Annotated in this window: 20 protein-coding genes; 8 read left to right on the plus strand and 12 right to left on the minus strand. The window is 69.8% G+C overall.

Going from position 1 to position 19,952, the window contains the following annotated elements:
• Nucleotides 1–52: 52 nt before the first annotated feature.
• Genes AOK01_RS13095 through AOK01_RS13110 form a run of 4 tightly spaced genes read right to left on the minus strand, consistent with a single transcriptional unit; the run spans nucleotide 53 to nucleotide 3,689 of the window.
• Nucleotides 53–1,150 carry an amidohydrolase family protein gene (locus AOK01_RS13095; RefSeq protein WP_055511207.1) on the minus strand — a complete coding sequence of 366 codons (1,098 nt, stop codon included), beginning with the start codon at nucleotides 1,148–1,150 and terminating at the stop codon, nucleotides 53–55.
• A gap of 51 nt (nucleotides 1,151–1,201) precedes the next feature.
• Entirely contained in the window at nucleotides 1,202–2,014 is an 813-nt protein-coding gene (locus AOK01_RS13100; RefSeq protein WP_281181347.1) for an amino acid ABC transporter ATP-binding protein, read from the minus strand.
• Complete coding sequence (locus AOK01_RS13105; RefSeq protein WP_055511163.1) at nucleotides 2,011–2,844, minus strand: amino acid ABC transporter permease; 834 nt, start codon at nucleotides 2,842–2,844, stop codon at nucleotides 2,011–2,013. The genes AOK01_RS13100 and AOK01_RS13105 overlap by 4 nt, the downstream gene beginning before the upstream one ends.
• Nucleotides 2,841–3,689 carry a transporter substrate-binding domain-containing protein gene (locus AOK01_RS13110; protein WP_055511164.1) on the minus strand — a complete coding sequence of 283 codons (849 nt, stop codon included), beginning with the start codon at nucleotides 3,687–3,689 and terminating at the stop codon, nucleotides 2,841–2,843. The genes AOK01_RS13105 and AOK01_RS13110 overlap by 4 nt, the downstream gene beginning before the upstream one ends.
• A 174-nt stretch (nucleotides 3,690–3,863) precedes the next feature.
• Between AOK01_RS13110 and AOK01_RS13115 the strand changes: the two genes are divergently transcribed.
• The 3 genes from AOK01_RS13115 to AOK01_RS13125 all read left to right on the plus strand — a co-directional run bounded on the left by AOK01_RS13115 (nucleotide 3,864) and on the right by AOK01_RS13125 (nucleotide 7,002).
• Entirely contained in the window at nucleotides 3,864–4,907 is a 1,044-nt protein-coding gene (locus AOK01_RS13115) for a pyridoxal-phosphate-dependent aminotransferase family protein (RefSeq protein WP_055511165.1), read from the plus strand.
• A 227-nt stretch (nucleotides 4,908–5,134) separates the two neighbouring features.
• Nucleotides 5,135–5,857 (plus strand): DsbA family oxidoreductase, encoded by a 723-nt coding sequence (locus AOK01_RS13120; protein WP_055511166.1) that lies wholly within the window; start codon nucleotides 5,135–5,137, stop codon nucleotides 5,855–5,857.
• A gap of 95 nt (nucleotides 5,858–5,952) precedes the next feature.
• Complete coding sequence (locus AOK01_RS13125; RefSeq protein WP_055511167.1) at nucleotides 5,953–7,002, plus strand: aminotransferase class V-fold PLP-dependent enzyme; 1,050 nt, start codon at nucleotides 5,953–5,955, stop codon at nucleotides 7,000–7,002.
• 42 nt (nucleotides 7,003–7,044) lie between these two features.
• On the opposite strand, the gene AOK01_RS13130 is transcribed toward AOK01_RS13125, so the two are convergent.
• Nucleotides 7,045–7,587, minus strand: coding sequence for a MarR family winged helix-turn-helix transcriptional regulator (locus tag AOK01_RS13130; RefSeq protein WP_055511168.1), 543 nt, complete (start codon nucleotides 7,585–7,587; stop codon nucleotides 7,045–7,047).
• A gap of 172 nt (nucleotides 7,588–7,759) precedes the next feature.
• On the opposite strand from AOK01_RS13130, the gene AOK01_RS13135 reads away from it, so the two are divergent.
• The gene (locus AOK01_RS13135) at nucleotides 7,760–8,821 is read left to right on the plus strand and encodes an alkene reductase (RefSeq protein WP_055511209.1); all 1,062 of its coding nucleotides are present in this window, start codon (nucleotides 7,760–7,762) and stop codon (nucleotides 8,819–8,821) included.
• A gap of 75 nt (nucleotides 8,822–8,896) precedes the next feature.
• Here AOK01_RS13135 and thpD read toward each other — a convergent pair whose 3' ends face one another.
• The 6 genes from thpD to AOK01_RS13165 all read right to left on the minus strand — a co-directional run bounded on the left by thpD (nucleotide 8,897) and on the right by AOK01_RS13165 (nucleotide 14,760).
• On the minus strand, nucleotides 8,897–9,784 hold the full coding sequence (gene thpD, locus AOK01_RS13140; protein ID WP_055511169.1) for an ectoine hydroxylase: 888 nt from the start codon (nucleotides 9,782–9,784) through the stop codon (nucleotides 8,897–8,899).
• Nucleotides 9,785–9,788: 4 nt separating this feature from the next.
• Entirely contained in the window at nucleotides 9,789–10,193 is a 405-nt protein-coding gene (locus AOK01_RS13145; RefSeq protein WP_055511170.1) for an ectoine synthase, read from the minus strand.
• A 50-nt stretch (nucleotides 10,194–10,243) separates the two neighbouring features.
• Nucleotides 10,244–11,515, minus strand: coding sequence for a diaminobutyrate--2-oxoglutarate transaminase (gene ectB, locus AOK01_RS13150; RefSeq protein WP_055511171.1), 1,272 nt, complete (start codon nucleotides 11,513–11,515; stop codon nucleotides 10,244–10,246).
• A 25-nt stretch (nucleotides 11,516–11,540) separates the two neighbouring features.
• Nucleotides 11,541–12,080: a diaminobutyrate acetyltransferase gene (ectA, locus tag AOK01_RS13155; RefSeq protein WP_055511172.1), complete on the minus strand. Its 540-nt coding sequence runs from the start codon at nucleotides 12,078–12,080 to the stop codon at nucleotides 11,541–11,543.
• Nucleotides 12,081–12,476: 396 nt separating this feature from the next.
• The gene (locus AOK01_RS13160; protein ID WP_055511173.1) at nucleotides 12,477–13,085 is read right to left on the minus strand and encodes a DUF1349 domain-containing protein; all 609 of its coding nucleotides are present in this window, start codon (nucleotides 13,083–13,085) and stop codon (nucleotides 12,477–12,479) included.
• Between the two features lie 145 nt (nucleotides 13,086–13,230).
• Nucleotides 13,231–14,760, minus strand: a complete 1,530-nt coding sequence (locus AOK01_RS13165) for an aldehyde dehydrogenase (NADP(+)) (RefSeq protein WP_079103385.1) — start codon at nucleotides 14,758–14,760, stop codon at nucleotides 13,231–13,233.
• A gap of 131 nt (nucleotides 14,761–14,891) precedes the next feature.
• Between AOK01_RS13165 and AOK01_RS13170 the strand changes: the two genes are divergently transcribed.
• The 3 genes from AOK01_RS13170 (at nucleotide 14,892) to AOK01_RS13180 (ending at nucleotide 17,742) form a co-directional block, all read left to right on the plus strand.
• Complete coding sequence (locus AOK01_RS13170) at nucleotides 14,892–15,665, plus strand: IclR family transcriptional regulator (RefSeq protein WP_055511175.1); 774 nt, start codon at nucleotides 14,892–14,894, stop codon at nucleotides 15,663–15,665.
• A gap of 25 nt (nucleotides 15,666–15,690) precedes the next feature.
• Nucleotides 15,691–16,161: a GNAT family N-acetyltransferase gene (locus AOK01_RS13175; RefSeq protein ID WP_055511210.1), complete on the plus strand. Its 471-nt coding sequence runs from the start codon at nucleotides 15,691–15,693 to the stop codon at nucleotides 16,159–16,161.
• Between the two features lie 129 nt (nucleotides 16,162–16,290).
• On the plus strand, nucleotides 16,291–17,742 hold the full coding sequence (locus AOK01_RS13180) for a peptidoglycan D,D-transpeptidase FtsI family protein (RefSeq protein ID WP_055511176.1): 1,452 nt from the start codon (nucleotides 16,291–16,293) through the stop codon (nucleotides 17,740–17,742).
• Nucleotides 17,743–17,819: 77 nt separating this feature from the next.
• Here AOK01_RS13180 and AOK01_RS13185 read toward each other — a convergent pair whose 3' ends face one another.
• Complete coding sequence (locus AOK01_RS13185; RefSeq protein WP_055511177.1) at nucleotides 17,820–19,271, minus strand: NCS2 family permease; 1,452 nt, start codon at nucleotides 19,269–19,271, stop codon at nucleotides 17,820–17,822.
• A gap of 140 nt (nucleotides 19,272–19,411) precedes the next feature.
• Between AOK01_RS13185 and AOK01_RS13190 the strand changes: the two genes are divergently transcribed.
• Nucleotides 19,412–19,936 carry a SigE family RNA polymerase sigma factor gene (locus AOK01_RS13190; RefSeq protein WP_055511178.1) on the plus strand — a complete coding sequence of 175 codons (525 nt, stop codon included), beginning with the start codon at nucleotides 19,412–19,414 and terminating at the stop codon, nucleotides 19,934–19,936.
• Nucleotides 19,937–19,952 lie beyond the last annotated feature (16 nt).

The following is a 19,952-nucleotide window of genomic DNA, read 5'->3' on the forward strand; positions in this document are numbered from 1 at the left end:
GACGGGGACCCGCGGGCGGACGTCCGGGTACTGGCGGCGCCGCGGCGGCCCACTAACCGACCATCCGCCCGTCCAACACCACCCGCCGCGGCGCCGCCAGTACCCGGACGTCCGCCCGCGGGTCCCCGTCGTACACGACGAGATCGGCCGGCGCCCCCTCCTCCAGCCCGGGCCGCCCCAGCCACGCCCGGGCACCCCAGGTGGTGGCCGACAGCGCCTCGACGGGCGGAATGCCCGCGGTCACCAGCTCCGCGACCTCCCCCGCCACCAGCCCGTGCGGAAGCGAGCCGCCCGCGTCGGTGCCGACGAACACCGGGATTCCGGCGTCGTACGCGGCGCGCACGGTGTCGTAGCGCCGCTCGTACAGCCGCCGCATGTGCGCCGACCACCGGGGGAACTTGTCGTCACCCCCGGCCGCGAGCTGCGGGAACGTCGCGATGTTGACGAGGGTCGGGACGATCGCGACACCGCGCTCCGCGAAGAGCGGGATCGTGTCCTCGGTCAGTCCGGTGGCGTGCTCGACGCAGTCGATGCCCGCCTCGACGAGATCCCGCAGCGAGTCCTCCGCGAAGCAGTGCGCGGTGACGCGGGCGCCCAGCCGGTGTGCCTCGGCGATCGCCGCCTCGACGGCGTCGCGCGGCCAGCAGGCGCCGAGGTCGCCCGTTCCGCGGTCGATCCAGTCGCCCACCAGCTTGACCCAGCCGTCGCCGCGCCGGGCTTCTTCGGCCACGTGAGCGACGAGGTCGGCGGGCTCGATCTCGTGGGCGAAGTTCCGGATGTAGCGGCGGGTACGGGCGATGTGGCGGCCCGCCCTGATGATCTTCGGCAGGTCGTCGCGGTCGTCGATCCAGCGGGTGTCGGAGGGGGAGCCGGCGTCGCGCAGGAGGAGGGCGCCTGCCTCGCGCTCGGACAGGGCCTGCTTCTCCGCGACGTCTGCGGGGACCGGGCCGTGGGTGCCGAGGCCCACGTGGCAGTGGGCGTCGACCAGTCCGGGCAGGACCCAGCCCTCGACGGTGCGGATGTCCCGGGCACCCGGGCCCCGCGGGCGCTCGTAGGTGATGGTGCCGCCGACGACCCAGAGTTCGTCCCGGGCGTCGTCGGGGGCGACGAGTACGCGGCCTTTTACGTGCAGCACCGGCTGATCGCTCATGTACGGCACCCTAGTCGCGCGGCTCCCGTACCCCTACGGGGTGCTGTACCCCTACGGGGTGCGGTCCTCCTCCACCTCCGCCATCGCCGGGTCCAGCAGGCGGGAGAGGAAGTGGCGGGTGCGGTCGTGGCTCGGGTTGCCGATGACCTGGGCCGGTGTGCCCTCCTCGACGATCACTCCGCCGTCCATGAAGACGACGCGGTCGGCGACCTCCCTGGCGAAGGACATCTCGTGGGTGACGACCATCATGGTCATGCCCTCGTCGGCGAGCATGCGCATCACGGCGAGGACGTCCCCGACCAGTTCCGGGTCGAGCGCCGAGGTGGGCTCGTCGAAGAGCATCACCTCGGGGCCCATGGCGAGCGCGCGGGCGATGGCGACGCGCTGCTGCTGACCGCCGGAGAGGGAGGCGGGGTAGGCCGTCGCCTTCTCGGAGAGGCCGACGCGCCGGAGGTTCTCGGCGGCGACCTTCCCGGCCGCCTCCTTGTCGCGGCCCAGCACCCGGCGCTGCGGCAACGTCAGGTTGTCGGTCACCGTCAGATGCGGGAAGAGGTTGAACTGCTGGAAGACCATGCCGATCCGGCGGCGTACGGCATCGATGTCGACGTCCGGGTCGGTGATCTCGATGCCGTCGACGAAGACCTGGCCCTTCGTGGGCTCTTCGAGGAGGTTCACGCAGCGCAGCAGCGTCGACTTGCCGGACCCCGAGGGGCCGATGACGCACACGACCTCGCCGGAACCGACCTCCAGGTCGATGCCGCGCAGCACCTCGTTGTCGCCGAACGACTTGTGCAGCCCGCGGACCTGGATCTCCGGCGTGCCGCTTCCGCCGGTACCGGTACCGTTCTTCTTCTCGATGCTCACTTGGTGGCCTCCCCGGCCTTCGCCTCAAGGCGGCGTACGACGAACCCGAGCGGGATCGTGACCAGCAGATAGCACAGGCCCGCCACCAGGATCGGCGTCGAGTTGGCGGTCTCGCTGGCCAGGTCGCGGCCGAACTTGGACAGTTCCCGCTCCTCAAGGGTGACCCCGAGGAACAGCACCAGCGAGGAGTCCTTGAAGAGGAGCACCAACTCGTTGGTGAGCGGCGGGATCACGATGCGGAACGCCTGCGGAATGATGATGGAGACCATGGCGCGGGCGTGCGAGAAGCCCAGCGAACGGGCCGCCTCCATCTGCCCCTTGGGCACGGCCTGGATGCCCGCGCGGATCGTCTCCGCCATGTACGCGGCGGCCACCAGGCCGAGCGCGAGCGCGACCTTTCCGTACGTGCCGCCGGGGATCTCCGTGCCGGGGAACGCCAACGGCACGGCGACGCCCACGAAAATGAAGATCAGCAGGGCGGGCAGCCCGCGGAAGATCTCGATGTAGATGCCGGCCAGCCAGCGGTACGGGCCGACCGACGAGAGCCGCATCAGGGCGACGACCACGCCGAGGGCGAGGCCGAAGACGAAGCCGGACATCGTGTAGAGGACGGTGTTCTTCAGCGCCAGCGTGATGATGTCCGGGAACATCCGCTCGGCCAGGTCGACCTGCGCGAACTGGTTCCGCAGCTGGTCCCAGTCGGCCGTGAGACCGAGGGCGACCAGCGCGGCGACGAACACCGCGTACTGGACGCCGCGCGACACGGCCCGCTTCTGCCGCCTGGTCAGACCGCTTCTGCGGGGCGGGACCCGGGTGCCGGCCTCACTCATGAGGTGGCGGACGGCGAAGCGGAGGCGGCGTCCTCGTCGTACGGGCCGATCCACTTCTCGTACAGCTTCTTGTACGTGCCGTCGGCCTTCGCGTCCGCCAGCGCCTTGTTGACGGCTTCGAGGAGCTTGGTGTTGCCCTTCTTCAGCGTGAAGCCGTACTCCTCACCGGTGTTGATGTTGTCGGCGACCTGGAAGGCGTCGGCGTTGGCCTTGTTCTTCAGCCAGCCCTGGACGACCGGGTAGTCGATGACGACGGCCTTGACCTGGCCGGTGCGCAGGCCGTTGAGGAGCGCGTCCGAGGACTCGAAGGAGACCGGGTTCAGGCCCTTGCTCTGCGCGAACTCCTCGCCGGTGGTCTGCGCCTGCGCGCCGACCTTCTTGCCCTTGAGGCCCGCGAGGGAGGAGATGCCGCTCTTCTTGTCGGCCAGGACGGCCTGGGTGGCCTCGAAGTACGGGTCGGAGAAGTCGACGTTCTTCTTGCGTTCGTCGGTGATCGTCATGCCGGCCGCGGCGAGGTCGCACTGGCCGGAGTTGAGGGATCCGCCGGTCTTGAAGTTCTCGAAGGGCTGGTCGAGGACCACCTGCTTCACGCCCAGGTCCTTGGCGACCAGGTCGACCAGCGACACGTCGAAGCCCTGGACCTTGCCGTCGATCTCCGACTGGAACGGCGGGTACGGCAGGTGCGTGCAGGTGGTGAGCTGTCCGCCCTTGACGAGTTCGACCCCGTTCGCGGTGGTCTTCTTGCCCCCGTCGTCGTCCGAGGAGCAGCCGGCTACGAGCAGCAGCCCGGCCGTCGCGGTGGTGGCGGCGAGAATGCGGGTCCGGCGCCCGAAGACCTTCTTCACGGGGATGTCCTCCTGTGGGGAAACTGTGGCTTCTGATTATAAGGATCTGTTTGAGGCTCTCAAACAATCCCATGGCCGTGGTGGCGCCCGGCCTCAGATGTCGCCGGTGGGGCGAGCACGGGGACGCCGGTTACGCTCGTTGCTGTTTACCCCGTGAGTGAAGAGAGCAACGCCGTGACCCACCCCTTCCTGGACCTGGCGCCGCTGAGCGCCGCGCACTTCGCGTCGATCGAGGACCGCGTGGCGCGGCTGCTCTCCACCGAGCAGGACGTCGTGATCATGCAGGGTGAGGCGCTGCTGCCCCTGGAAGGGGCCATCCGTGGCACCGCAGGTCCCGGCACGACGGCGCTCAACGTGATCACCGGTCCGTACGGGCAGACGTTCGGCGACTGGCTCAGGGACTGCGGCGCGACCGTGTACGACCTGGCCGTGCCCTTCCACACGGCGGTCAAGGCCGCGCAGATCCGCGCGGCCCTCGCCGTGCACCCGGAGATCGACTTCGTCTCCCTGGTGCACGCGGAGGCGGCCACCGGGAACACCAACCCGGTCGCGGAGATCGGTGAGGCCGTACGGGAGCACGGCGCCCTCTTCTACCTGGACGCGGTGGCCTCGGTCGGCGCCGAGCCGGTGCTGCCGGACGCGTGGGGCGTGGACCTGTGCGTGATCGGGGCGCAGAAGGCGATGGGCGGGCCCGCCGGGGTCTCGGCGGTCTCGGTGAGCGAGCGGGCCTGGGCCCGGATGGCCGCGAACCCGAACGCGCCGCGCCGCTCCTACCTCTCCCTCCTGGACTGGAAGGAACGCTGGGTGGACGCCGGCCGTACGGCCCTTCCGCACGCCCCGGCCCAGCTGGAGATGCTGGCCCTTGAGGCCTGTCTGGCCCGCATCGAGACGGAGGGACCGGCCACGGTGATGGCCCGCCACGCCTCGGCCGCTGCCGCCACCCGGGCGGGGGTGCTTGCGCTGGGCGGGGGTCTTGAGCCGTATGTGTACGAGGCCTCGGAGGCGGCGCCGGTGGCCACGACGCTGCGTGCCCCTGCCGGGGTGGATGCCAGTGAACTGGTGGCCAGGGCGTTGGCCGCCGAACCGGGGCTTCCGCTGGCTGCGGGCGGGGGTGTTCTGGCGAAGGAGATGATCCGGGTCAACCACTACGGGTCTGCGGCGAGCTTGGCCGTGGTCGGGCGGTGCCTCACCGCGCTGGGCGCGGCGCTGGCCGCCTGAGCACCGGCCTGAGCACCGAGTTCCACCTGCGGCCCGGTGGGGGCTCGGCGCGCAGTTCCCCGCGCCCCTTGGTTTGCTGGGGCGCAGCCCTGCTTTTTAAGGGGCGCGGGGAACTGCGCGAGCAACCCCCACCGGGCCCGCAGCCGGGAATGAACGTCAGCCATTGAACGTTCACGCATCCAGCGGGGCGCACCCGCTGTCCGTTCGAGCGGGAAAGAGTCGGAGACATGCGCGTCGAGATCTGGAGCGACATCGCCTGCCCCTGGTGCTACGTGGGCAAGGCCCGCTTCGAGAAGGCGCTCGACGCCTTCCCGCACCGCGACGGCGTCGAGGTGGTGCACCGTTCCTTCGAGCTCGACCCCGGTCGCGCGAAGGGCGACATCCAGGCGGTCATCCCGATGCTCACCGAGAAGTACGGCATGAGCGAGGCGCAGGCTCAGGCCGGCGAGGAGAACCTCGGCACGCTGGCCGCCGCGGAGGGCCTGGCCTACCGCGCCCAGGGCCGCGACACCGGCAACACCTTCGACATGCACCGGCTGCTGCACCTCGCCAAGGAGCGGGGCCGCCAGGACGAGCTGATGCAGGCCTTCTACGAGGCGAACTTCACCGAGGAGCGTTCCGTCTTCGGCGACGACGAGCGGCTCGTGGAACTGGCGGCCGGCGCCGGGCTCGGCGAGGACGAGGTCCGCAAGGTGCTCGCCGACCCGGCCGCGTACGCCGACGACGTCCGCGCCGACGAGCGCGAGGCCGCCGAGCTGGGTGCGAACGGCGTGCCGTTCTTCGTCCTGGACCGCAAGTACGGCGTCTCCGGCGCCCAGCCCGCCGAGGTCTTCACGCAGGCCCTGGAGCAGGCATGGGCGAGCCACTCCCCGCTGAAGCTGATCCAGCAGGACGACGTCGCGGGCGAGGTGTGCGGTCCGGACGGCTGCGCGGTGCCCCAGCAGCACTGAAGCGCAGGTCGAGGCGGACCTATAAGCGTTCCTAAGTGGAACCACGTAAAAATCGGCAATGGACGACAGGTCCCCGGGGCCGCACAGTGGTTTCCATGGAGACCTTCGAGAGCCTCGTCCGTGCCGAGTTCGCCCCGAAGAACACCTACCTGAACACCGCCAGTACCGGGCTGCTCCCGGCCCGCGCGGTCGCCGCGGTGCGGGCCGGCGTCGAGTCCGTGGCTGCCGGACAACCGCAGGACATGTTCGCCGACGTGGAGGCCACCCGCGCCGCCTTCGCCCGGCTCCTCGGGGTCCCGGACAGCCGTGTGGCGGCCGGGGCCTCGGTCGCCGTCTACACCGGACTGATCGCCGCCTCGCTGCCCGCGGGTGCCGAAGTCCTCACCGCCGAGGGCGACTTCACCTCCGTGGTGAACCCCTTCCATGTGCGCCGCGACCTCAAGGTGCGTACGGTGCCGCTGGAGCGGATCGCCGAGTCGGTGCGCCCCGGCACCGCGCTCGTCGCGGTGAGCGCGGCACAGTCCGCGGACGGCCGGATCGCCGACCTGCCGGCGCTGCGCGAGGCCGCGCGCGAACACGGCGCCCGTACGTACATCGACGCGTCGCAGGCCGCCGGATGGCTGGCGGTCGACGCGGACGCGTACGACTACGTCTCCTCCGTGGCCTTCAAGTGGCTGGTCTGCCCGCGGGGCGTGGCCTTCCTGGTCGTTCCGGAGGACTTCGGAGGGCTCGACCCGGTCTTCGCGGGCTGGGTCGCGGGAGAGAACCCCTGGGACAGCTGCTACGGGCCGGTCGAGGAACTCGCCCACAGCGCACGGCGGTTCGACGAAAGCCCCAGCCTCTTCTCGTACGCCGGTGCCCGCCACTCCCTCGAACTGATGGAGGAGCTGGGCGTGGACACCGTACGCGCCCACGACCTGGGCCTCGCCGACCGGTTCCGGGCGGGCCTCGCCGCTCTGGGGCAGGAGCCGGTCCCGGCGCCGGGCTCGGCCATCGTCTCCGTGCCCGGACTCGGTCACCGGCAGCCGGAGCTGAGCCGGGCGGGCATCGAGGTCTCCGACCGCGCGGGCAATCTGCGGGCCGCCTTCCATCTGTACAACACGCCCGCTGACGTCGATCGCCTGCTGGACGTCCTGTCCGGCTGACTGCCGCGCGGCCCACGAACGGGCGGCGGCGCCGGCCTGGCTCTAGGCCCTGTCGGTGCTCGGCTCGGTGCTCGGCGGGGCCGGGCAGTCGGCCGTGTCCGTGCACAGGTTCGCCTCGACGCGCGCGAGGAGGTGCATGAGCTGGGCGCGCTCGGCGGGGCTCAGCCCGGCGAGGGTGTGCTCCTCCAGTCCGGCCCAGGTGCGCGTGACGTCGTCGAGGAGCCCGCTGCTCTGCTCCGTCGCCTCGACGAGGACAGCGCGGCCGTCCCTCGGGTCGGGGCGGCGGCGTACGTGTCCTGCCTGTTCCAGGCGCTGGAGCATCTTCGTGACCGTCGACGGATCAAGCTCGACCGCCTTGATCAGCTCCGCCTGACGCACCGCGCCCGCGTCCCACAGGAACATCATCACAAGCTCCTGACCGGGGTAGAGCCCGGCCCCGCGCAGCAGCCTGCCCGCCGTGGTGCGGTGCAGCCGGGCCACCCTGGAGATGGCATGACTGACCGGGCCGCCGCACGCCGCGGAGGACAGGTGGGCGGTACAGGCGGGGTCGTCCTGTGCGGCCTCGGCCTCGTGGGTGGCACTCATCCCGACTCCTTGCTCCCGCGGTTCCCGCGCACGTCGCATGTCCGTCTCAGCCAAGCACCCAACCGAGATTACCTCGGGAGGCGACACATCATTTTGGCCGACCAAGGAATTAATCGCGGGGGCATCCCGTTCGGGTAGTTGGCCGACCACACATACCCTCCGAGGAGCCATGGTGACCACCGCACACGACCCGATCAACCTGTCCGGCACGCCGCTCACGAACCGCATCGTGATGGCGCCGATGACGCGCAGCCGGGCCGGCGACGGCGGAGCGCCGACCGATCTCAATGCCGAGTACTACGCCCAGCGCGCGTCCGCCGGCCTGATCGTCACCGAGGGCATCCAGCCGTCCGCGGTGGGCCAGGGCTATCCGGACACGCCGGGCCTGCACAGTGCCGAGCAGATCGCGGCCTGGCGGAAGGTGACCGACGCCGTGCACGCCGCGGGCGGCCGGATCTTCGCGCAGCTCATGCACGCGGGCCGGATCGGTCACCCGACGCTGCTGCCCGACGGGCTCGTCAACGTCGGCGCGTCGCCCGTGCCGGCCCAGGGGCAGGTCTACACCCACGAGGGCCCCCTCGACTACATCACCCCGCGCGAGCTGACCGGCGACGAGGTCCGCGCCACCGTGGGCGAGTTCGCGGCAGCCGCGAAGGGCGCGATCGAGGCGGGCTTCGACGGGGTCGAACTGCACGGCGCCAACGGCTACCTGATCCACCAGTTCCTCGCCCCGGGCTCCAACCACCGCACCGACGAGTGGGGCGGCTCGGTCGAGAACCGCATCCGGTTCGCAGTAGAGACCGTCAAGGCCGTCGTCGCGGAGATCGGCGCCGGTCGTACGGGGATCCGGCTCTCACCCGGCAACCCGTTCAACGACATCCAGGAGCCCGAGCCGGAGCCGACGTACACCGCCCTCGTGGCCGCGCTGGAGCCGCTGGGCCTCGCGTATCTGCACATCACCGAGGTGGGCGAGGTCCGCGAGCTGACGCTCGCGCTGCGCAAGCGGTTCAGCGGCACCTTCATCCTGAACCCGGCGACCGAGGGGCCGACCGGGCCGGAGTCCCTGGCGCTCATCGAGGACGGCGCCGCCGATCTCGTCGCCTTCGGCCGGCTGTTCCTGGCCAATCCCGACCTGCCCGCCCGGCTGAGGGCCGGCGGTCCGTTCAACGAGGCCGACGCGGCGACGCTCTACGGCGGGGACGCGAAGGGCTACACGGACTACCCGGCGCTGTAAGGCGGTTGGATCGGACTCGGCCCGGCGCCCGACTCGCGTGAGTCGGGCGCCGGGCCGATCGCCTTCGGGCGGACGTCACTTCACCGGAGTGAAGTCTCTCGCCCCGATGAACTCGGGCCGGCGCACCGGTGCCGCGAACGGCTCCACCGCCGCGTTCTCCACGCTGTTGAACACGATGAAGACGTTCGAGCGCGGGAACGGCGTGATGTTGTCGCCCGAGCCGTGCATGCAGTTGCAGTCGAACCAGGTCGCCGAGCCGGCCCGGCCGGTGAAGAGCTTGATGCCGTGCTGGGACGCGAACTTGGTGAGCGCCTCGTCGGACGGCGTGCCCGCGTCCTGCATCTGCAGCGACTTCTTGTAGTTGTCCTTCGGCGTGGCCCCCGAGCAGCCGAGGAACGTGTGGTGCGACCCCGGCATGATCATGAGGCCGCCGTTGGTGTCGAAGTTCTCGGTCAGCGCGATCGAGACGGACACCGTCCGCATGTTCGGCAGGCCGTCCTCGGCGTGCCAGGTCTCGAAGTCCGAGTGCCAGTAGAAGCCGCTGGCGCCGAAACCGGGCTTGACGTTGATCCGTGACTGGTGCACGTACACGTCGGAGCCGAGGATCTGCCGGGCGCGGCCCACCACACGCTCGTCGCGCACCAGCCGGGCGAAGACCTCGCTGGTGCGGTGGACCTCGAAGACCGAGCGGATCTCCTGCGACTGCGGCTCGACGATCGAGCGCTCGTCGGCGCGGACCGCCGGGTCGGTGACCAGGCGCTCCAGCTCGGCCCGGTAGACGGCGACCTCGTCGTCGTCGATGAGCTGCCCGACGGAGAGGAAGCCGTCCCGCTCGTACGACTGCAGGTCGGCACCCGGGATGGGGCCCGGCGTACCGGGCTCGCTCCACACAACCGGGTCCTGTCGGGGCGTGGACACCTCACTGGCGCCGCGGCTGGGATACAGGTCGGTGACGGTCGTCATCGGTTCAGACCTCCTCGGGCTCGGTCAGCAGGGGGTAGACGCCGTTCTCGTCGTGGTCCTCCCGTCCGGTCACCGGCGGATTGAAGACACAGATGCAGCGGAAGTCCTCCTTGACCCGCAGCCGGTGCCTCTCGTGCCCGTCGAGGAGGTACATGGTTCCCGGCGTGATCGTGTACTTCTTGCCGGTCTCGTCGTCGGTGAGCTCGGCCTCACCCGCCACGCAGACGACGGCCTCGATGTGGTTGGCGTACCACATCGACGTCTCCGTGCCCGCGTACAGGATCGTCTCGTGCACGGAGAAGCCGACCTTCTCCTTGGCGAGGACGATGCGCTTGCTCTCCCAGGTGCCCGACGCCGATTTCACGTGTCGGTCGGTGCCTTCGATCTCCTTGAACGAACGGACTATCACGGTGCTACGAAGCCTCCTTCAGGCTGTTCTTGCTCTGCGGGGGGTGCGGTTCAGGCCGTCTCTCGGACGGCCCGGGCGAGGGTACGAAGGCCCTCGTCCAGCTCGTCGGGCGTGATGGTGAGCGCCGGGAGGAGTTTCACGACCTCGCCCTCCGGGCCCGACGTCTCGATCAGCAGGCCGAGTTCGAAGGCCCGGTGGGCCACGCGGCCCGCGCGCGCCTTGTCGTGGAACTCCATGCCCCAGACCAGGCCGCGGCCGCGGTACTCCTTCACGTCGGCGAGGTTCTCCTCGGTGACGGAGATCAGCGACTGCTCGATCTGCTCGCCGCGGGCGCGGGTCTGCTTCTCCATGGCGGGCCCGTCGGACCAGTACGTCTCCAGGGCGGCGGCGGCCGTCACGAAGGCGGGGTTGTTTCCGCGGAACGTGCCGTTGTGCTCGCCCGGCTCCCAGATGTCCAGCTCGGGCTTGAACAGGCACAGGGACATGGGCAGCCCGTAGCCGCTGATGGACTTGGAGACGGTCACGATGTCGGGCACGATCCCCGCCTCCTCGAAGGAGAAGAAGGCGCCCGTGCGGCCGCAGCCCATCTGGATGTCGTCGACGATCAGCAGCATGTCCTGGCGCTCGCACAGGCCGGCGAGGGCGCGCAGCCACTCGGCACGGGCGACGTTGATGCCGCCCTCGCCCTGCACCGTCTCGACGATCACGGCGGCGGGCTTGTTGAGGCCTGAGCCCTGGTCCTCCAGGAGCCGCTCGAACCAGAGGAAGTCCGGGACCTGCCCGTCGAAGTAGTTGTCGAAGGGCATCGGCGTGCCGTGCACGAGCGGGATACCGGCGCCGGCCCGCTTGAAGGCGTTGCCGGTCACGGCGAGCGAGCCGAGCGACATGCCGTGGAAGGCGTTGGTGAAGGAGACGATGGACTCCCTCCCCTTCACCTTGCGGGCCAGCTTCAGCGCGGACTCGACGGCGTTGGTTCCCGTCGGGCCGGGGAACATGACCTTGTACGGCAGGTCGCGGGGGCGCAGCACCAGGTTCTGGAACGACTCCAGGAAGCTGCGCTTGGCGGTCGTCGACATGTCGAGACCGTGGGTGACGCCGTCGCGTTCCAGGTAGTCGATCAGGGCGCGTTTCAGTACGGGGTTGTTGTGTCCGTAGTTGAGTGAGCCGGCGCCCGCGAAGAAGTCGAGGTATTCATGGCCGTCCTCGTCGAACATGCGGCTGCCCTGCGCGCGGTCGAAGACGGTGGGCCAGCTGCGGCAGTAGCTGCGCACCTCCGACTCCAGGGTTTCGAAGACGCTCAGGTCGGGCTGGGTGATGGTCACGGCGATACTCCTCAGGCGTGGGGGGTCAGAGCGACAGGGGACCGATGCGGTACAGCACTTCGGGGTCGTGCGGGCCGTCGGGGAAGTGCCCTGTGTCGAACAGGACCTCCCGCTCGACGGTCGCGCCGTGGCGCGCGGCATACGAAGTGAACAGCCGCTCGGATGCGGTGTTGCCCGGGGTGATGGTGGTCTCCACGGAGGTCAGCTCGCTCTGGCCGGCGACCCGGAGGGTCAGCCCGTCGAGGAGCGCCGCGGCGAGACCACGTCCACGCTGTGCCGCGTCGACGGCCACCTGCCACACGAGAAGCGCCTGGGGGCGCTCGGGCCGGAGGTAACCGGTGACGAAGCCGACGGGCTCGCCGTCGGCCGTACGCGCCACCGCTGAGGTGCCGGCGAAGTCACGGCACCACAGCAGGTAGCTGTAGGAGGAGTTCAGGTCGAGGGTTCCGGAGTCCTTGGCAATGCGCCAGAGTGCGGCTCCGTCCACCACCTGCGGACGGTCGATCCGCAGCCCTTCTGGCATTTCCAGGAATTCCGCTTGCAGGTCTGCTTGTGCGGCGGTCATGTCTATTAAATTTACCCAGCAAAAGTCGAAATCGCATCGCTGGATGGGGTTACGCAAACAGGGACCGTGTGTTACATCGCGGGCGCGGGCCCCTCGTCGACCTGGTTGAAACCGCCACTTTGTCCGGGAAATACCGGACAGAACAGACACTCTGTGGTTTGCGTCACAGCGGCGAAACCGCCACGAGATCCGCTTGTAGCACGAGGCCGATGTTCGAAAAATCGTGGCGTTTAAGGCCCAAGAAAGCGGGCAGAAGCTTATGGGAAGCTGCAATAAATAAAGACAGTATGAGCGCCTGATTAAATCAGATCAGAATTTCCGCGACTCCGCGACCCGACGCCGACAGCCGCCCACGGCCGTGGCGGCGCCCCGCTGGAGCGCCGCCGTGCGCGAGGTTCAGGAGCCGTCCCGCAGGTCCGCCGGCCAGTCCGGGCGGAACGCGAGGTGGTCGTACGTGACCACGCAGCCCTCGCCCATCGGGGACTGGGTCATGAAGCCGACCAGGGCCGCGCCGGTCTCCTTCTCGTCCGCCAGGGTGAAGAGGCGGACGAAGGTCCAGCGCTCACCGTCCTTGGAGGCGTGGAAGGCGAAGGCCCGGCCGGTGCGGCTGATCCGGAGCCAGACGGAGCTGCCGTCGACCGTGAAGGAGTTGGCGTCGTCCGAGTGCCCTCTGGTGACGACCGTGCAGACGGTGGGCACGTCCGGGGAGTTTTCGAGGCAGAGCTTCGCCCAGGCCCGTTCGCCCACGTGTATGTAGAGCACACCCGCGTCGAAGGCCCCGGAGAAGCCGACCGTGACGCGAGCGATCAGCTGGAAGTCCCCTTCGGGCGCCCCCAGCAGCCGGGGCGCGTCGGACGCGGGGTCCAGCCCCTCATCTGTGGGCGGCACGAACCGGTCCTGCCGCGCCCCCGCCCACCCGGTGAGCACCCCACCCTCGTACGACCAGTGCCCGTCGGGCCCATAACTACGAAGAGAAAACGGAAGTTCGGGAAGTTCGAGATCCATACCCGGATCATCCCAGCCCCGTCAGGGGCGCGGGGAACGACGCGATCTTCTGTCTTCAGGGGCGCGGGGAACTGCGCGACAAGCCACAACGGGCCCGCAGCCGACAACCGACGGCCACGGACCCAACCGCACAAAAAGCGGAGCGCTACCGCTCCAGGCGCCCGTCATACCGCCGAGGCAACCCCAACGGATTCCCGTCCCGCAACTCGGCCGGCAACAACCCCTCCGCCGCGTTCTGGTACGCGACCGGCCGCAGCCACCGCTCGATGGCCGTCCCGCCGACGGACGTCGACGTGGACGTCGTCGCGGGATACGGCCCGCCGTGCTGCTGGGCCGGCGCCACGGCGACCCCCGTCGGCCACGCGTTCACGACCACGCGCCCCGCGAGCGGCGTGAGCTCGGCGAGGATCTCCGCGCCACGCCCCCCGCCGGCCTCCTCCTCCGCCGACAGGTGGACCGTCGCGGTGAGGTTGCCCGGCAGCCGCGCGAGCACCGCGTTCGCCTCGGCCTCGTCCGCGTAGCGCGCGACCACGGTCACAGGACCGAAGCACTCTTCGAGCAGCAGGTCGTACTCGCTCTCGGTGGCCAGCCGCCCCGCAGGCACCGTCAGGAACCCGGGGCTCACCGTGTGCTCACCGCCCGCTCCCGGCGTCACCGGGGCGTCCACGTCGGGCAGCCCGGCGCGCTCGGCGACCCCCGCGACGAAGTTGTCGCGCATACGGTGGTCGAGCAGGACGCCCGCGTCGGTGTCGCTCACCGCGTCCGTCAGGGACTTCAGCAGGCGGTCCCCCGCCGCGCCGGCCGGCGCCAGCACCAGGCCCGGCTTCACACAGAACTGGCCGACGCCCAGCGTCACGGAGCCCGCGAGCCCCGTACCGATCGCCTCTGCGCGCTCGGCCGCCGCGGCCTCGGTGATCACGACCGGGTTGAGCGAGCCCAGCTCGCCGTGGAACGGGATCGGCGCGGGCCGCGCCGCCGCCGCGTCGAAGAGGGCGCGTCCGCCGCGTACCGAGCCGGTGAAACCGGCGGCCGAGACCAGCGGGTGCTTGACCAGCTCGACGCCCGCCTCGAAGCCGTGGACCAGGCCGAGGACGCCGTCCGGGATGCCGTGCAGGGCGGCGGCCCGACGCAGGACGGAGGCGACCAGCTCGGACAGGCCCGGGTGGTCGGGGTGCGCCTTGACGACGACCGGGCAGCCCGCGGCGAGCGCGCTGGCGGTGTCGCCGCCGGCCACCGAGAAGGCGAAGGGGAAGTTCGAGGCCGAGTAGACGGCGACGACGCCCAGCGGCACCTTGTAACGGCGCAGGTCCGGGATCGGCGGGGTCGCCGTGGCGTCGGGGTGGTTGATCACGACGCCGAGGAACTCGCCCTCGTCGACGATGTCCGCGAAGGCCCGCAGCTGGTAGCAGGTACGGGCGAGTTCGCCGGTGAGCCGGACCGGGCCGAGCGCGGTCTCCGCGTCGGCCGCCTCCACGAGGGGTTCCTTGGCGTCTTCGAGCTGGTCGGCCGCGGTGCGCAGGAAGGCCGCGCGGACCGTGCGGTCGGCGAGAGCCCCCCGGGCGGCGTGCGCGGCGCGGACGGCCTCGTCCACCTCCTGGGCTGTGGCTTCCACCGCAACCTGCTCGCGCTGCTTCCCGGTTCGGGGGTCGACACTCCAGACTGGTGCTGCTGCCACCGCGGGTCCCTCCAGATGTAATGCCGCAGTTCATGTGCCACTCACCGAAGGCGTTCGATATGCTGAACGCTGTCTCTGGTGGTGAATATGCTGTCGAGACTATTTCCCGGCGAACTAGGGGGTCAAGGCCGATGTCGGCAGGCGAGACGGGCGGCGGAGCGCAGGTCAAGTCCGCGGTGCGGACGGTTGAATTGCTTGAGTACTTCGCCGGACGCCCCGGTATGCACTCCCTGGCCGGTGTTCAGGAAGCCGTCGGGTACCCCAAGTCCAGTCTTTACATGTTGCTGCGCACGCTTGTCGAACTCGGCTGGGTGGAGACCGACGCGACGGGCACGCGGTACGGCATCGGCGTACGGGCACTGCTCGTCGGCACGTCGTACATCGACGGCGACGAGGTCGTGGCCGCGGCACGGCCCACGCTGGACCGGCTCTCCGACGACACGACGGAGACGATCCACCTGGCCCGCCTCGACGGCACGAACGTCGTCTACCTCGCGACCCGCCAGTCCCAGCACTATCTGCGCCCCTTCACGCGTGTGGGGCGCCGGCTGCCGGCCCACTCCACGTCCCTCGGCAAGGCGCTCCTCGCGACCCACACGGACGAGCAGGTACGGAAGCTGCTGCCGGAGACGCTGCCCGCGCTGACCGAGCACACGATCACCGACCGGGAGAAGCTCATCGAGGACCTGCACCAGGTCCGGGAGCAGGGGTTCGCGGTGGACCGCGAGGAGAACACGCTGGGGCTGCGCTGTTTCGGCGTGGCGATCCCCTACCGGACGCCCGCGCGGGACGCGATCAGCTGCTCGGTGCCGGTGGCCCGGCTGACGCCCGCGCACGAGCAGATGGTGAAGGACGCGCTGTTCGACGCGCGGGACCGGCTGACACTCGCGACGCGGAGGCTCTGACGTGTCCGACACACCCGATATCGGGATCGAGGTCGCCCTCCGGGCCGTCCACGACAGTGATCTGCCGGTGTTCTTCCGGCAGACGAACGATCCCGAGTCCCTGCGGATGGCCGCGTTCACGCACAAGGACCCGACCGACCGGGACGCCTTCGACGCCCACTGGAAGCGGGTCCGGGCCTCGTCCGCCGTGAACCGCACGGTCCTCGTCGACGGTGATGTCGTCGGTAGCGTGGCGGTGTACGGGGAACCTGGCGAGCGCGAGGTGACGTACTGGATCGATCGCACGTACTGGGGGCGGGGGATCGCCACGGCCGCGCTGCGGGCGCTGCTTGTCGCCGTGCCCGAGCGACCGTTGTACGGGCGGGCGGCGGCGGACAACCTGGGCTCTTTGCGGGTGCTGGAGAAGTGCGGGTTCGTGGTGACCGAGCGGGCGCGAGGGTTCGCCAACGCTCGGGGGGCCGAGATCGACGAGGTCGTGCTTGTGCTCCGGGAGTGACGTACGGGTGCGTCGTGGCTGGTCGCGCGGTTCACCGCGCCCCTTACGGGGCACGGCCTCATGAACGGTTCATGAGAAACCGGGCCGGAGGGAACGATCGGCCGCCTCCCACTCGTCCTCACCAGCGGGATGAACAAAACGATCAGGCGCGCCTCCGTCTTCACTCTGCTGCTCGTGCTCGCTCTGCTGGTGCGAGCGACCTGGGTGCAGTTCTACGAGGGACAGGCGCTCGCAGAGGACAAGGACAACCGGCGGAACGCGATCGAGCAGTACGCGCTCCCGCTCGGGAACATCATCGTGGGCGGCGACACGGTCACCGGTTCCGCGCGGACGACGGGGGGCGACCTCAAGTACAAGCGCACGTACACCGACGGCAGCCTCTACGCGGCCGTCACCGGGTTCAGCTCGCAGGTGTACGGGGCAACTCAGCTGGAGGGCGTCTACCAGCAACTGCTCGACGGCACGGACACCCGGCTGAAGAACCCCCTGGACACGGTCACCGGCAAGCGCTCCGACCCGGGCGATGTGATCACCACCATCGACCCGGCCGTGCAGAAGGCGGCCTACGAGGCGCTCGGTGACAAGAAGGGCGCGGCCGTGGCGCTCGACCCCGAGACCGGCAAGATCCTCGGCGTCGTGTCCACCCCGTCGTACGACCCCTCGGCGATCAGTACGAGCGACTCCGAAGCCTGGGAGAAGCTGACCAAGGACGCCGACAAGCCGATGACGAACCGGGCGCTGCGGCAGCCGCTGCCGCCGGGCTCGACGTTCAAGCTCGTCGTCGCGGCCGCCGCGCTGGAGGACGGGCTGTACTCGTCGGTGGACGAGAAGACGGACAGCGAGAACCCGTACACGCTGCCGGGCACGACCACGCCCCTGGCGAACGAGAGCAAGTCGGCGCCCTGTGAGAACGCGACGATCCGTGTCGCGCTCCAGTACTCGTGCAACAACGTCTTCGGGAAGATGGCCGTCGACCTGGGCCAGGACAAGCTGAAGGCGATGGCCGAAAAGTTCGGCTTCAACGACACGTCGCAGGACGTGCCCGTGCGGGCGTACACCAGCGTGTACCCGTCGGACATGGACAAGTCGTCCACGGCGCTGACGGGTATCGGGCAGTTCGACGTGACCGCGACGCCGTTGCAGATGGCCATGGTGTCGGCGGCCATAGCCAACGGCGGGAAGCTGGTTACGCCGCACATGGTGTCGAAGATCAGCGACGCGGACGGCAACACGCTGGAGGACTACGACGACGAGACGGAGAGCAAGGAGATCGTCAGTTCGTCCACGGCCGAGCAGCTTCAGTCGGCGATGCGGACGGTCGTCGAGGACGGCACGGGGACGAACGCGCGGATCTCCGGGGCGACCGTGGGCGGCAAGACCGGTACCGCCCAGCACGGGGAGAACAACAGCAAGACGCCGTACGCCTGGTTCACGTCGTATGCGAAGGACGACTCCTCGGGCAAGGAGGTGGCTGTGGCCGTGCTGGTGGAGCAGTCGGATGCGGCGCGGTCGGAAGTGAGCGGGAACGGGTTGGCTGCGCCGGTTGCGGCGGCGATGATGCGGGCCGCGCTGGAGGATTGAGGTTGTCGGCTCGCTGCCGGCCGGTGGGGGCTGGTCGCGCAGTTCCCCGCGCCCCTGTTGGCGGCGCGGGGAAGGGGCTACTTCACGTTCAGGAGCTGTTCGATCGGGTCTATGGCGAAGTAGATCAGGAACAGCGCCGACGTTGCCCACAGCAGCCAGTGGACCTGCCTCGCCCTTCCCAGGACCGTCTTGATGACGACGTAGGACACGAACCCCGCGCCGATGCCGTTGGTGATCGAGTAGGTGAACGGCATCACGGCGATCGTCAGGAACGCGGGGATGGCGATCTCGTACCTGTCCCAGTCGATGTGTTTGACCTGGGTCATCATCAGGAAGCCGACCGCGACGAGGGCCGGCGCGGCCGCCTGCATCGGGACGATGGTCAGCAGCGGGGTCAGGAAGAGCGCGCAGGCGAACAGCCCGCCCGTGACCAGGTTCGCGAAGCCCGTACGGGCGCCCTCGCCGACGCCGGCCGCCGACTCGATGTACGTGGTGGCCGAGGAGGCGGACGAGGCGCCGCCCACGGCCGCCGCGGCGCCGTCGATGAGCAGGACGCGGCCCAGGCCGGGCACCCTGCCCTCCGCGTCCAGCAGCCCGGCCTCGGCGGTGACACCCACGACGGTGCCCATGGTGTCGAAGAAGTCCGACAGGATCAGCGTGAAGACCAGCAGCACCACGGTGATCACACTGACCTCGCCGAACGCGCCGAACAGGCTGAAGTCGCCGAGCAGTCCGAAGTCGGGCGAGGCCACCACGTCGTCGGGCACCTTCGGGGTGGTCAGGCCCCAGCTCTTGATGTCCGCGATCTCGTTGATGACGACCGCGACGATCGTCATGGCCACGATGCTGATCAGGATCGCGCCCTTGACCTTGCGGGCGAGCAGCCCGATGGTCAGCAGCACACCGAGGCAGAACACCAGGATCGGCCAGCCGGTCAGCGCGCCCGTACCGCCGAGCTGCACCGGCACGGTGGTGTTGGCGGCGTCCGGTATGCGGCTGACGAAGCCGGCGTCGACGAAGCCGATGAACGCGATGAACAGACCGATGCCGACGCTGATCGCCTGCTTGAGCGGCTGCGGGATCGCACGCATGACGGCCTCGCGCAGGCCTGTCACCACCAGGACGCAGATCAGCAGGCCTTCGAGGACGATGAGGCCCATCGCGTCGTCCCAGCTCATCAGCGGGGCGATCTGGAAGGCGACGACCGCGTTGAGGCCGAGTCCGGCGGCGAGCGCGAGCGGGAGGTTGCCGCCGACACCCATGACGATCGTCATCACCGCGGCCACCAGGGCGGTGGCGGTGACCAGTTGGACGCTGTCGAGCTGCTCGCCGAACTTGTCCTTGGCGCTGCTGAGGATGATGGGGTTCAGGACAAGGATGTAGGCCATCGTGAAGAACGTGGCGAAGCCGCCTCGTACTTCCCGGCCGAAGGTGGAGCCCCGGGCGGAGATCTTGAAGAACCGGTCGGCGCTGTTTGCCGGGGGCGGGCCGGCGCCGGGCCGGTCCTCCACCTTCTGCGTTTCGGACATGGCGGATACTCCTCGTCACCTGCGTGCCGGGTGTGCGGATGCTGGCTGGATTGTGCCCACGCGGAACCCGTTTCAGGTTTTCATCGTGTTACGGAATGAGGTTCGGCCACCGCACAGGAATCGACAGGGAGAGGTCGCCCGTGGGCACGGTCGTCGACGAGGCCTCCGCCGCCGTGGAGTTCCACGACTTCTTCGAGCGGCACTACGCCGAACTGGCTCGCCTTGCCCACCGGTTGACGGGCGAGTCGGACACGGCCGACGACCTCGCGGCGGACGCCCTGCTCGCACTGTGGCACCGCTGGGACCGGGTGCGCGCGGCGGACCACCCGGTGGCGTACGCGCGCGGTGTGGTCGCCAACCTGGCCCGCAGCCGGATTCGCAGCGTGGTGCGCGAACGCAGACGGATCACGCTGTGCTGGTCGCAGGGCGAGGACAGGACCGAGAACCCCGACGTGCCCGGCATGGTGGACGCCCAGGAGGCCCTGCGCGAACTGCCGTTCCGCAAGCGGGCGTGCGTGGTTCTGCGCCACGCCTTCGACCTCTCGGAGAAGGACACCGCGCTCGCCCTCGGCGTCTCGGTCGGCACCGTGAAGAGCCAGACCTCGAAGGGCATGGCGGAGTTGCAGCGGCGGCTGGACTCCGGACGAACGCCCCCTCGCCGGTGACGACCGGGGCGGATTC

The sequence above is a fragment of the Streptomyces aurantiacus genome (genome assembly GCF_001418335.1).
In the GTDB taxonomy this organism is placed as follows: Bacteria; Actinomycetota; Actinomycetes; order Streptomycetales; family Streptomycetaceae; genus Streptomyces; species Streptomyces aurantiacus.